The following is a 12,595-nucleotide window of genomic DNA, read 5'->3' on the forward strand; positions in this document are numbered from 1 at the left end:
TGCACTCCTCTCCCGACCCCTCCGGGTTCGTGAAAGGGGGCCGCGCTTGGTCAAGCAGCTCATCCTGATGAAAACCCCAACCCACTTCAGGCGGGAGGCGGAGGCCGCGGGGCGGGCGGGGCTGACCCGCAGCCTGGGCCTCTTCAGCCTGATCATGCTGGGCCTTGGGCTGGTGGTGGGCGCGGGCATCTTCTCCATCCCCGGCATCGCCGCGGCCCGCTATGCCGGCCCCGGCATCGTCTACAGCTTCCTGGCGGCGGGGGCCCTCTGTACGGTGGCGGGCCTCTGCTACGCGGAGATGGTGGGCCTCGTGCCCGGCGCCGGCTCCGCCTACGCCTACACCTACGCCTCCCTGGGGGAGTTCCCGGCCTGGGTCGTGGGCTGGAGCCTCTGCCTGGAATACGGCCTGGGCGCCGTGCTCGTGTCCGTGGCCTGGTCCGGCTACCTCACCTCCCTGCTCCAGGACACCCTGGGCCTGCGCCTGCCGGACGCCCTGCGCCTCCTCTCCTGCGGGCCCCTGGACACGGTCGTCCTCTCCAGCGGCGCCGCGGCGCGGGGCCTCTGGAACCTGCCGGCGACCCTCCTGCCCCTCCTGCTCACCGCCGTGCTGGTCCGCGGCGCCCGGGGCGGGGCCCGGCTCAACAACGCCATCGTGGTCCTCAAGCTCGTGGTCATCGCCGTCTTCGTGGCCCTGGGCATCGGCCTCGTCACCCGGGACAACCTGGTCGCCGACCCCGCGGCCCGGGGCCTCCTGGCCCTGGTCCCCGCCCGGGAGGTGGCCCAGGAGGGCGCGCGCTACGGCTGGGGCGCCGGGGGCGTGCTCACCGCCGTGGGGGTGGTCTTCCTCTCCTACATCGGCTTCGACGCCGTGAGCACGGCCAGCCTCGAGGCCCGCAAACCCAAGCGGGACGTGCCCGCGGGCATCCTCGCCACCATCGCCGTGAGCACCCTGCTCTACGCGCTGGTGGCCCTCGTCCTCACCGGCATCGTGCCCTTCCGGGACCTGGGCCGGGAGCCCCTGGCCCACGGCATCGACACCATCATCCGGCAGCGGGGCTGGAGCGCCGGGACCGGCCTCGCCCTCGCCGCCTTCGTGAAGGGCGGCGCCCTGGCGGGCCTCACCAGCGGCGTCCTCGTGACCCTGATGGGCCAGGCGCGGATCCTCTTCGCCCTGGGCCAGGACGGCCTCCTGCCCTGGTTCGGCCGTCTGGATCCCGCCACGGGCGGCCCCCGCACGGCCACCCTCGCGGTCGGCCCCCTCGCCGCCGTGGCGGCCGGGCTCCTGCCCCTCCCCCTCCTCTCCGAGCTGGTCTCCCTCGGCACCCTCCTGGCCTTCGCCCTCGTGTGCGCCGCCGTGCCCATCCTGCGGCGAACCCGGCCAACGGCCGATCGCCCCTTCCGGGCCCCCTGCCCGGCCCTCCTGGGGCCCCTGGGGGCGGCCACCGCCCTGTTCCTCATGGCCCAGATGCCCGGCCCCACCTGGCTGCGGTTCGGAGCCTGGCTCTACGCGGGCTGCGCCATCTACTTCCTCTACGGGCGCCGGCACAGCCGCCTCCAGGCCGCCGAGGGCGCCGCCTTCGGCAGTCCCTGGCTGGACGCCCTGGCCCTGGCCGTCCATCTCACCGCCGTGGGGGCCTGCGCCTGGGGCCTCCAGGCGGGCTGGCATGGCCTCATGCTCGCCTTCGAGGCGGGCCTCGCCCTCTGGACCGCTTACGCCCTCGTCACCAACGACGCGCCGGCGCCGGACGGGGCGTGAACCCGGATTCCTTCCCTTTCCAGGTCAGAAGAGCTTGCCAAACGAAAAAATTGATTAATATTTTATTCATCCTTCAAGGAGATGCCATGTCCCTGCGTTCCGTCCTGCCCGTCCTGCTCTGCGCCGCCCTGGCGCAGGCGGTCCCCGCGGCCCGCGCCGCCGAAGGCGCCGCCACCGAGGCCGAGGTCAAGGCCTGCACCGGCGTCGAGAAGTTCGCCCCCACCGGCGAGGCGACGGCGTTCAAGGTCGCCCCCGGCACCCGCATCTACGCCTGGGCCCGGGTCCAGGGCGAGGCGGGCCGCGTCGCCGAGGGCACCCAGGTCTTCGTGGCCTTCAGCCGGGACGGCAAGGAGCTGTTCCGACAGGCCCTCGCCCTGCCCCACGTGCCCTATCGCACCCAGGCCTACCGCACCTTCCGGAAGGGCGACGAGGGCGCCTGGACGGTCGAGGTGCTGGACGCCGAGGGCAAGGCCCTGGGCAAGGCCGCGTTCGACGTCGCCTTCGAGTGACCCGGGCCTCCGGGGCCCCTCAGTCCCGGTCCAGGTCCAGCAGGCCCGGGGGGGGGTCCAGGTCGATGCGGCGCGCCGCCCAGTCGATCTGGAACCAGGCCTTGATGTAGGGGACGTCCCGCTGGCCGGTCCGGCCCGGGCGCAGGTCCCGCAGGACGACCATGTCGTACCCCATGGGCGTGGGGTCCAGGCGGAGCACCTCGCCCACCAGCGCCCCGGCCACGTACACCTGGCAACCGGCCCACTCGTGGCGGAAGGACTCGCCCTCCTCCCGTTCCACGGCCTCGTCGGGGGCCCACAGGGCCCAGCCCTTGAAGGGCTCGGCCGCGGTGCGGTCGGGGATGCCCTCGAAGCTCACGCAGGCCCGGTCCTGGTGGAACCGGAAGGTCCGCACCCGGATCCGCCGCGCCTCCGCGGGGGGCGTCCCGGCCTCGGCCAGGTCGAGCGACGGGGGCGCCAGCACCAGCTCCCCCATCGTCTCCAGTTTCTCCGGCGCGTCCATCACCTCGTGCAGGAGGAACTCGCCCTTGAGTCCCTGCACCTTCGCGAGGTGGGCCAGGAGGAACATCAGCGCTCCCGGGGCTCGTCGCCGTCGTAGAGTTCCAGGCTCACGTTGAGCCCGGCCTTCTCGCCGGCGGCCTTCGCCAGGGTCCGGAGGCTGCTGATCATGCGCCCGCCCTTGCCGATGATGCGCCCGCGGTCCTTGGGCTCGGCAAAGATGAGCACGTCCATCTTGCGTCCTTCGCCCTTCACCTCGACCCGGAGGGCTTCCGGGTGATCGAGGACGGGGGTGAGGACGTCGGTGACAAAGGCTTCGAAGTTCATGGAAGCTCCGCCGGGAGACCGGGACACGCCCGGCCAACGTGCCTGGGGCGCCGGCCTTTCGGCCGGCGGTTCAGACTACAGGATGGCGTTCTTCTTGAACAGCTCGAGGACGGTCTTGGAGGGCTGGGCGCCCTTCGCGATCCAGGCCTTGGCCTTCTCGCCGTCGATGCGGACGGTCTCGCCGTTGGTGGCGATGGGGTTCACGAAGCCCAGGATCTCGATGGCGCGGCCGGTGGGGATGCGGTCGTTCTCGGAGACGACGATGTGGTAGAAGGGCCGCTTCTTGGCGCCATTGCGGGCGAGACGGATGGAGAGCATCAGGACTCCTTGGTATTGAGGAATGGTGCTGGGTTAGAGGGAAAAGGGCGGGTTGGGCATGTTGGACATGGCCTGCATCCGCTTCATGAACGACGGGTTGTTCATCTGGCTCATCATCTTCTTCATCTGCAGGTACTGCTTCAGAAGTTGATTGACTTCGTGGACCGGCCGGCCGGAGCCCGCGGCGATGCGGCGCTTGCGCTTGCCGTCCAGGAGGTTGTGGTTCTGCCGCTCCTTGGGGGTCATGGAATTGAGGATGGCCTCCAGGTGCTTGACCCGCTTGTCCGTCACGACGGTCTCCAGCTGGTCCTTCATCTTGCCCATGCCCGGCAGCATGCCCAGGATCTTCTGCATGCTCCCCAGCTTTTGGATCTGCTGGAACTGGCTCCGCATGTCGTCCAGGGTGAACTGGTTCTTGATGAGGCGCTGGGCCATGCGCTCCGCATCCTTCTCGTCGATGCGGTCCTTGGCGTGCTCGATGAGGGTGAGGACGTCGCCCATGCCCAGGATGCGCTGGGCCATGCGATCGGGGTGGAAGCGCTCGAAGTCGTCCAGCTTCTCGCCCGCGCCCACGAACTTGATGGGGGTGCCGGTGATGTGCTTGATGCTGAAGGCCGCGCCGCCGCGGGTGTCGCCGTCGGCCTTGGTGAGCACGACGCCGGTGCTGCCCAGCTTCTCGTGGAAGGCGCCGGCGCTGCGCACGGCGTCCTGGCCGGTCATGGCGTCGGCCACGAAGATGATTTCGGTCGGACCGCAGGCCGCCTTGATGGCTGCCAACTCGTCCATCAGCACCTCGTCGAGGTGCAGACGGCCAGCCGTGTCCAGGATGACCACGTCCCAGCCCTTGAGACCCGCCTCCGCCACCGCGGCCTTGCAGATCTCCACGGGGCGGCGCTCCTCGGTGCGGTAGCTGGGGACGCCGGCGTCCTTGGCCACCACATGGAGCTGCTCGATGGCCGCCGGGCGGTACACGTCCGCGGGCACGAGCAGGGGGGAACGGCCGTTCTTCTTGAGATACTTGGCGAGCTTGCCGCAGGTCGTGGTCTTGCCCGAGCCCTGGAGGCCCACCATCATCACCACGGTGGGCGGCCGGCTGGCGAAGTCCAGGGGCTGCTCGGGGGCCACGCCGCCCATGATGGCGGTGAGCTCCTGGTGCACGATGTCGATGAACTGCTGGGTCGGATTCAGGCCCTGCAGGACCTCCACCCCCAGCGCCTTCTCCTTCACCCGCTGCAGGAAGGCCCGGGCGACCTGCACGTGCACGTCCGCCTCGAGGAGGGCCATGCGGACCTCGCGGAGGGCCTCCTCGATGTTCTTCTCGGTGAGGCGGCTCTGGCCCGCGAGGGACTTGAGGGCGCGGCCGAGTTTTTCGGAAAGGGATTCGAACATGGGTCCTGGGTGCAGGCAGAGCCATCCCGGCATGGGATGAACCCATGATCTTACCCTCCAATGGCCGGGAACTCAATGGAAACGCACGCCACACACGATCCGTGCCAGAATGTTGACTCAAGGAGTCGGAAATGCCCAACCGCCTCGCGGACGCCACCAGCCCCTACCTGCTCCAGCACGCCCACAATCCGGTGGACTGGCACCCCTGGGACGACGAGGCCCTGGCCCTGGCGCGGAGGGAGGACCGTCCCATCTTCCTGAGCATCGGGTACAGCGCCTGCCACTGGTGCCACGTGATGGAGCGGGAGTCCTTCGAGGATCCCGACGTGGCCGCGGAGCTGAACGCCCACTTCGTGCCCATCAAGGTGGACCGGGAGGAGCGCCCCGACCTGGACGACCTCTTCATGGGCGCCGTCCAGGCCATCTCGGGCCGGGGGGGCTGGCCCATGAGCGTCTGGCTCACCCCGGACCTCCGCCCCTTCTATGGAGGCACCTACTATCCCCCCCGGGCCCGCCAGGGCATGCCCGGGTTCCTGGACCTGCTCCGGCGGATCCGGAGCGCCTGGGCCGGACAGCGCGAGGCCCTGGAATCGGACGCGGGCCAGCTCGCGGCCCTCCTGGCCCGGGAGGTCCCCTCGGCCCCGGCCCTGCCCGGGCCGGAGGTGGTCCGGGAGGCCCTGGCCTGGCACGCCCAGGCCTACGACCACCGCTGGGGCGGCTTCGGCGCGGCCCCCAAGTTCCCCCAGCCCGCCAACCTGGAGCTCCTGCTCCGGCGGGGCGGGGAGGACGGGCGGCGCATGGCCCTGGCCACCCTGGACGCCATGGACCGGGGGGGGATCCGGGACCACCTGGGGGGCGGCTTCGCCCGGTACAGCGTCGACGCCCGGTGGGCGGTGCCCCATTTCGAGAAGATGCTCTACGACAACGCCCAGCTGGCCTCGGTCCACCTGGAGGCCCACCGCCTCACGGGTGAGCCCCGCTACGCCGACGTGGCCGTCGAGATCCTCGACTACCTCCTGCGGGACATGCGGGACCCCGCCGGGGCCTTCCACGCCTCGGAGGACGCCGACAGCGAGGGGCACGAGGGCCGCTTCTACGTGTTCACCCCCGCCGACGCGGAGGCCGCCCTGGGCCCGGAGGACGGCGCCCGGGCCTGCGCGGCCTACGGCATCACCCCGGAGGGCAATTTCGAGGCGGGGGCCACCGTCCTCCACCTGGCGGGACCGGCCCTGGCGGAGGACCTCCGGCTCAGGCTCCGGGCCTGGCGGGACCGGCGGGTCCGCCCCGGGCGGGACGACAAGATCGTCGCCTCCTGGAACGGCCTGGCCCTCTCCGCCTTCGCCCAGGCGGCGCGGACCCTGGGCCGGGAGGCGCACCTGCGCGCCGCCCAGGACCTGGCGCGGTTCCTGCGCCGGGAACTGTGGCGGGACGGCCTCCTCCTGCGCACCTGGCGGGGGGGCCGCGCCCACACGCCCGCGTTCCTGGAGGACTACGGCGCCGTCGCCTGCGGCCTCCTGGACCTGTACCAGGCCGACTTCGACCCCGCCTGGGCCCGGTGGGCCCGGGAGCTGGGCGAAGGCATCCTGGCGGCCTTCCAGGACCCCGCGGGGGGCTTCTTCGCCAGTCCCGCGCGCCACGACCTGCCCATCCGCCAGAAGCCCCTCCACGACGGCGCCATGCCCTCCGGCAACGCCCTCGCCGCCCGGGCCCTCCGCAACCTCCACCGCCTCTTCGGCCACGGCCCCTTCCTGGAGGGGGCCGAGGGCGCCGTCCGCGCCGCGGCGCCCTGGCTCGAGCGGAGCCCGGCGGGGGCCGCCGCCATGGCGGAGGTCCTCGCCTCCCTGCGGGCGCCGGACCCGGAGGTGGCCATCGCCGGGGATCCCGCGGATCCCCGCACCCGGGCCCTGCTGGCGGAGGCCCGGCGCCAGGCCGCCCCGGGCGCCCTGGTGACCCTGGTGGAGGCCGACCCCGGCCTCCCCCTCCACGCGGGGCGGCGGAGCCCCGAGCCCTGCGCCTTCGTCTGCCGCGGGCAGGCCTGCCTGGCCCCCGTGAAAAAACCGGACGACCTGGTTCTCCCGTCGTAAACTACATATTGACGTAGCAATTAATCATTACTATTTTGGTGCCATTCCGACGAACGGGAGCCTGCACCCAGATGCCCAATGCCAGCGCCAAGCCCGAATGGACCGAACGCGCCAGGAAGGAGGGGCGGTACCTGCTCGGGCCGCGCCTCGGATCCGGCGGCATGGGGGATGTGCACGAGGCCTGGGACACCCTCCTGGGGCGCACGGTGGCCCTGAAGGTGCTCACCCGCATGGAGCCCGCGGCCATGATCCGCTTCATGCACGAGGCCCAGCTCCAGGCCCGGCTCCACCACCCGAATATATGCGAAATTTATGACATCGAGGTCTACGAGGGGGCCCCGCGCATCGCCATGCAGCTGGTCAAAGGCCCGGACCTGGAGGACGCCTCCCCGGAGCTGGAGCTCGGGGAGATCGTGGCGATCTGCGCCCAGGTGGCCGACGGGCTCCACCACGCCCACCGCCACGGCCTCGTCCACCGGGACGTCAAGCCCGGCAACGTCCTCCTCCAGTGGGTCGACGACGCCTGGAAGCCGGTCATCGTGGATTTCGGGCTGGCCATGGCCGTCAACGAATCCGGCCTGACCCTGCCCAACGCCCTCACGGGGACCCCCGCCTACATGGCCCCCGAGCAGGTGCGGGGGGACCGCAGCCACGTCGGCCCCCATTCGGACGTGTATGGCCTGGGGGGCACCCTCTACTTCCTCCTGGTCGGGCGGCCTCCCTGCGTGAGCACCGTGACCCGGGAAATGGTGCGCATCAAGCGGGAGCAGCGCTTCCCCCGACCCAGGAGCCTGGAGCCCTCCATTCCCGGGGACCTGGAGCGCATCCTCCTCCGGTGCCTCGCGCCGGACCCGGCGGACCGGTACCCCACCATGGACCTCCTGGCCCGGGACCTGCGGGCCTTCCAGGTTCCCGCCCCCGGCCAGAGGCCCCGGCGCCTGGGGCTCGCCGTGGGCCTGGCGGCCCTGGTCCTGGCCCTGGCCGGCGCGGGCCTGGCGGGCGTCAGGCGATCCCGCCAGCGGGCCCTGCGCGAGACGGTCGCCACCCGGGCGGACCTGGAGGTGCTGGGCCTGACCGAGGCCTGGAACCGCAGCCGGGGGGCGCCGGCCCACGACCTGCGGCCGGACCTCGCCCGCCTCCAGGACGCCATCCAATCGGCCGATTCGCGGTTCACCGTCCCCGGGGACCGGATCCAGGCCTCCGCCCGGCTCGTGGAGGGGACGGCCCGCCTCTGCGCGGGCGATCCCCAGGGCGCCCTCACGGCGCTGGACACCGCCTGGCGCGGGGGGCGGCGGACCCCCTTGACCGCCTACCTGGCACAAGCGTCCGCATGGCGCGCCTGGATGGCCGAAGCCGAGGAGGCGGCCTTCAACGGGCTGCCCGCGCCCTCGGACCGGCGGGACCAGGCCCGCTTCTGGATGGCCCACCTGAGTGGCGTCCGCCCGGACCGCCTCGCCATCGCCCGGGGATCCATGGCCTACATGGACGGCGACGACGACCTCGCCCTGGCCCAGGCCCGCGCCTGCATGGCGGCCAATCCCTACCGGGTGACGGGGGTCTGGCTGGGCTGCCAGGCCCTGCACCGGAAGGCGGGGGCCCTGGAGCGGGCCCAGGACGGGGCCGGCGCCGCCCGCCTCTACCGGGAGGCCCTCACCTGGGCCACGGAGGCCCTCCACTGGGCCCCCAGCGACCCCGAACTGCACCATGCGTCTGTCCAGGCACGGGAGGCCCTCCTGCGGCTGGACCTGGCCCAGGGCCGCGCCTCCCGCGCCGAGGGCGGCGCCCTCTTCGCCCTGGCGGAGGCGGGGCTGCGCCTGAACCCCGCCGATCCCATGCTCCAGGCGGACTGGCTCCGGGCCAAGGTGCTCGAGGCGCGGATCTGCATCCAGGCGGGCTCAGACGCGGGCCCCAGCCTCCGGGAGGCCATGGCCTTCTACTGGACGCGCACCCGGGAGCCCAGGCCGGCGGCCCTGCGCGGCGCCCACATGATCCTTTACACCTTGGCCGCCGAGCAGGAAGCCGCGCAAGGCCGTTCCCCGCACGCCGCCCTCCAGGAGGCCTGGAAAAATGCGGGGCACGTCCTCGAGGGCCCCACGGATCATCTGGAACGCCTCCAACGTTTCGGAAACTACGCCGGGCCTGCCGCCCCCTAGGCCGCAAACCCAGCGCTGGCGGGCCTTGCAGCCCGCCGCGGGAGGCCTATGCTGGGGGCAGGGTAGAAAAGAACCGCTCTCACCCCCAACGCGAGGCCGCCTCAGAGCGAGCCCCTTCCCCAGCTTCGGACGTCCGGAGTCCGTTTCGCTGGCGAGACCCGAAAGCACCCGAAACCGGGTGCTTTCTTTGTGGGGCCGTCAGATCCGGTCCAGGGCCTGGGCCAGGTCGTCGATGAGGTCCTGGGCGTCCTCCAGGCCCACCGACATGCGGATCAGGTTGTCGGTGATGCCGGCGTGGGCCTTCTCCTCGGGCGTCATGTCGGAGTGGGTCATGGTGGAGGGGTGCTCGATGAGGCTCTCGATGCCGCCGAGGCTCACGGCCAGCTTGGGGTGCTCCACCGCGTCCAGCACCTTGAAGGCCTCGGCCTCCCCGCCCTTGACGCAGAAGCTGATGAGGCTGCCGGTGCCGGTGCACTGGGTCTTCCAGAGCTCCACCTGGCGCGCGCCCATGGAGGGGCTGCCCGGATAGGCCACGCACTGCACCTTGGGATGGGTGCGCAGGAACTCCGCGATGCGCTGGGCGCTCTCCTGCTGGTGCTCCATGCGGAGCTGGAGGGTGCCGAGGCTGCGCTGGATGAGCCAGGCGGTGTCGGGATCGCTGTTGGAGCCCAGGATGGTGCGCATGACCTTGATCTGGCCCACCAGCTCCGCGGAGCCCATGGCGACGCCCGCGACGAGGTCGGAGTGGCCGCCCAGGAACTTGGTGGCCGAGTAGAGGATCACGTCGGCGCCCTGGTCCAGGGGCCGGCTGAAGATGGGGCCCATGAAGGTGTTGTCCACCATCACCAGGATGCGCCGGTCGTCGCTGCTGTACCGGTCCGCGATCTCGCGGGCGCCGCGGACGTCGGAGAGGAGCATCGTGGGGTTGGCGGGGCTCTCGATGTAGATCAGCTTGACGGTGGGATCGTCCTTGACCAGGCGCTCCATGTCCTCCCGGGTGGCGCCCGCGGGGAAGGGGATGGTGCGGACGTTGAACTGGGGCAGCACCCGCCGGAAGAAGAACTCCGTCCCGCCGTAGACCGGGTCGGAGAAGATCAGCGTGTCGCCGGGCCGCAGGAAGGCCAAGCAGGCGCTCGAGATGGCGCCCATGCCCGAGCTGAAGAGGGCCGCGGCCTCCGCGCCGTCCCAGGCGGTGATCTTGTCCTCGAGGATCTCGCTGTTGGGGTTGTTCACGCGGGTGTAGATGAGCGCCGGGCTCTCGCCCGCCTTGGCCGCGTCCAGGCCGTAGGCGATCTCGAAGGCCCGCTTGCCTTCGGCGGCGGTCTTGAAGATGAAGGTGGAGGTCCGGAACACCGGCGGGACGGCAGCGCCCTCCGAGCGCTGGGGGTCGTAGCCGTGCGAGAAGATCTTCGTCTGGGGCTTGGCGGACGAGGTCATGGGGGCTCCCAATCTAGGCAAGACGATTATGCGGCCCGCCTGTTCGGGAGCAGGGTGAGCGAGGTCACAGATTCCGGGGTTTCAGTCCCGGGACAGGGGCATCGTCATGCAGCGCGGGCCCCCGCGGGCCCGGCTCAGCTCGCTGCTCTCCAGCAGCACGGCGTACTTGCGCCCGTCCAGGAGATCGATGGCGGGATCGGCCAGCAGGTCCCGGGCGAGGGTCACCTGGTAGCCGGCCCGGGCCAATTCCTCGGCGGTGGCGCGGTTGCGGCCGTACAGGACGATCACGCCCGGGGCCAGGCAAAAGGCGTTGGCCCCGTCCGTCCACTGCTCCCGCTGCTGCATGATGTAGTTGTCGCCGCCGCAGCGGATGGGCCGCAGGTCCATCCCGCAGCCCCGGAGGGCCCGCAGCAGGTTGGGCTCGGTGGAGGTGTGGAGGCTCGCGTGGCGCAGGTCGAACTTCACCACATTCAGCAGCTCGCGGCTGTCGTCCGTGAAGAACGGCGGGTAGATCAGGCACTCGTCCTCGGAGGTGCGGGTGAAGATGGTGTCCAGGTGCATGGCGCTGCGGATCTTGGGCATGAGCACCATCAGCAGCGTGTCGAAGGTCCCCTCCCCCCGGTGGTGGTCCTGGCGGAGGCTCTCGGCCAGCTGGTAGACCGCGTCCGCCGAGGTGCGCTCGCTGCAGCCCACCGCCAGCACGCGCTCCGAGAGCACGAGGGTGTCGCCCCCCTCCAGGCTCTGGGGCATGCGGATCTCCCCCTTCAGGAGGGGCGTGAGCTGGTCGAAGAGGCGGTCCGTCTCCTTGAGGTGGCGGAGCCGGGGGTGGTGCCGGAAGACGTAGCTGAGGATGAGCGGCTCCCGCTCCCGGGCCCACGTGGCCATGAAGTTGATGTTGTAGCCGTGGCCCACGACCGCGGCCGGGTCCCGCATGAAGAGCAGGTTCGGGATCGGGCGCACCGTGTAGTCGAAGCGCTTCTGCCAGTGCGTGTGCCCCAGGGTGTCCTCCCAGGGGATGCCGGTGATCAGCGCCTGGGCCACGTCGGCGGGGGCCATGTCCCGCAGCAGGTTGGCGGACTCGTCCTGCAGGTCCACGAGGCGGCGGAAATCCTCGATGAAGGCCAGCTTCGTGCCCTCGGAGTCCATGGCCTCCACGAAGAGGTCCTGGATGTCCAGGACCTCGTCGGCGACCCGCTCCAGGACCTGCCTGAAGACGTCGTGCTCGCGCCGCGCCAGGTCCCCGTAGAGGATGTCGTCGAAGAGCAGCTGCTCCATCATGTCCGGCACCATGATGTCCACCTCGGGACCGGGCCGGTGAACGACCACCTGCTTCAGGCGGCCGGTCTCCGAGAAGACCTTCAACTGGATGTCCTGCATGAACGCCTCTGAAAAACCGTGCAAAAAGAAAGGATAAGCCTACCATGAGCGGGGATTTACACATAGTTTACCAAATTTGTCACATTTCCCTTGCCCAGGCCCGGGAGCCCGGGGTAGCCTGGGTTTTCACCGGTTTCCACCCCCCCTCCTGGAGGCTCCCATGGCTGCTTTCGTGACCCAACCCGCGCCCGATTTCAAGGCCACCGCCCTCGTCGACGGCCAGTTCAAGGACGTCACCCTGGGCGAGTTCAAGGGCAAGAAGGTGGTGCTCTTCTTCTACCCCCTCGATTTCACCTTCGTCTGCCCCACGGAGATCATCGCGTTCTCCGACGCCGTCAAGGAGTTCGAGGCCCGGAACACCCAGGTGCTGGGCGTCTCCGTCGACTCCCACTTCAGCCACTGGGCCTGGGCGAACACCGAGCGCGCCCAGGGCGGCATCAAGGGCCTGTCCTTCCCCCTCGTCTCCGACCTGAACAAGAAGATCGCCTCGGACTACAACGTCCTCCTCGACGGCGGCATCGCCCTGCGCGGCCTGTTCATCATCGACGAGAAGGGCGTCCTCCGGCACATCACCGTGAACGACCTGCCCCTGGGCCGCAACGTGGAGGAGGTCCTCCGCGTGCTGGACGCCCTCGACTTCCACACCCAGCACGGCGAGGTCTGCCCCGCCAACTGGAAGAAGGGCGAGAAGGCCATGAAGCCCACCCAGGAAGGCCTGCGCGAGTACGCCACCGCCAGGTAGCCTCC

General features: G+C 70.8%; 11 protein-coding genes. 5 read left to right on the forward strand and 6 right to left on the reverse strand.

The window, feature by feature from the left end:
- The first annotated feature begins 67 nt into the window (after nucleotides 1–67).
- Together R2J75_RS13855 and R2J75_RS13860 are read left to right on the forward strand one after the other, a co-directional pair.
- The gene (locus R2J75_RS13855; RefSeq protein ID WP_243346160.1) at nucleotides 68–1,756 is read left to right on the forward strand and encodes an APC family permease; all 1,689 of its coding nucleotides are present in this window, start codon (nucleotides 68–70) and stop codon (nucleotides 1,754–1,756) included.
- An 86-nt stretch (nucleotides 1,757–1,842) separates the two neighbouring features.
- Nucleotides 1,843–2,265, forward strand: coding sequence for a DUF2914 domain-containing protein (locus R2J75_RS13860; protein ID WP_316410398.1), 423 nt, complete (start codon nucleotides 1,843–1,845; stop codon nucleotides 2,263–2,265).
- 19 nt (nucleotides 2,266–2,284) lie between these two features.
- On the opposite strand, the gene R2J75_RS13865 is transcribed toward R2J75_RS13860, so the two are convergent.
- The 4 genes from R2J75_RS13865 to ffh all read right to left on the reverse strand — a co-directional run bounded on the left by R2J75_RS13865 (nucleotide 2,285) and on the right by ffh (nucleotide 4,797).
- Nucleotides 2,285–2,833 carry a ribosome maturation factor RimM gene (locus tag R2J75_RS13865; protein WP_243331463.1) on the reverse strand — a complete coding sequence of 183 codons (549 nt, stop codon included), beginning with the start codon at nucleotides 2,831–2,833 and terminating at the stop codon, nucleotides 2,285–2,287.
- Nucleotides 2,833–3,090: a KH domain-containing protein gene (locus R2J75_RS13870; RefSeq protein ID WP_243331461.1), complete on the reverse strand. Its 258-nt coding sequence runs from the start codon at nucleotides 3,088–3,090 to the stop codon at nucleotides 2,833–2,835. Before R2J75_RS13870 ends, R2J75_RS13865 begins: the two co-directional genes overlap by 1 nt.
- A gap of 75 nt (nucleotides 3,091–3,165) precedes the next feature.
- Entirely contained in the window at nucleotides 3,166–3,408 is a 243-nt protein-coding gene (gene rpsP, locus R2J75_RS13875) for a 30S ribosomal protein S16 (RefSeq protein WP_243331460.1), read from the reverse strand.
- Between the two features lie 33 nt (nucleotides 3,409–3,441).
- Nucleotides 3,442–4,797 (reverse strand): signal recognition particle protein, encoded by a 1,356-nt coding sequence (gene ffh / locus R2J75_RS13880; protein WP_316410399.1) that lies wholly within the window; start codon nucleotides 4,795–4,797, stop codon nucleotides 3,442–3,444.
- A 131-nt stretch (nucleotides 4,798–4,928) separates the two neighbouring features.
- Here ffh and R2J75_RS13885 point away from each other — a divergent pair, with 131 nt between their 5' ends.
- Nucleotides 4,929–6,881: a thioredoxin domain-containing protein gene (locus R2J75_RS13885; RefSeq protein ID WP_316410400.1), complete on the forward strand. Its 1,953-nt coding sequence runs from the start codon at nucleotides 4,929–4,931 to the stop codon at nucleotides 6,879–6,881.
- A 71-nt stretch (nucleotides 6,882–6,952) separates the two neighbouring features.
- Nucleotides 6,953–9,034 carry a serine/threonine-protein kinase gene (locus R2J75_RS13890; protein ID WP_316410401.1) on the forward strand — a complete coding sequence of 694 codons (2,082 nt, stop codon included), beginning with the start codon at nucleotides 6,953–6,955 and terminating at the stop codon, nucleotides 9,032–9,034.
- Nucleotides 9,035–9,232: 198 nt separating this feature from the next.
- On the opposite strand, the gene R2J75_RS13895 is transcribed toward R2J75_RS13890, so the two are convergent.
- Entirely contained in the window at nucleotides 9,233–10,471 is a 1,239-nt protein-coding gene (locus R2J75_RS13895; RefSeq protein ID WP_243331451.1) for a trans-sulfuration enzyme family protein, read from the reverse strand.
- 81 nt (nucleotides 10,472–10,552) lie between these two features.
- On the reverse strand, nucleotides 10,553–11,848 hold the full coding sequence (locus R2J75_RS13900; protein WP_243331449.1) for an arginine deiminase: 1,296 nt from the start codon (nucleotides 11,846–11,848) through the stop codon (nucleotides 10,553–10,555).
- A gap of 160 nt (nucleotides 11,849–12,008) precedes the next feature.
- Between R2J75_RS13900 and R2J75_RS13905 the strand changes: the two genes are divergently transcribed.
- A complete protein-coding gene (locus R2J75_RS13905; RefSeq protein ID WP_243331446.1) occupies nucleotides 12,009–12,590 on the forward strand; it encodes a peroxiredoxin in 582 nt (193 codons plus the stop codon).
- Nucleotides 12,591–12,595: the final 5 nt, after the last annotated feature.

Origin of the sequence: Mesoterricola sediminis (genome assembly GCF_030295425.1) — a bacterium.
Taxonomy (GTDB): domain Bacteria; phylum Acidobacteriota; class Holophagae; order Holophagales; family Holophagaceae; genus Mesoterricola; species Mesoterricola sediminis.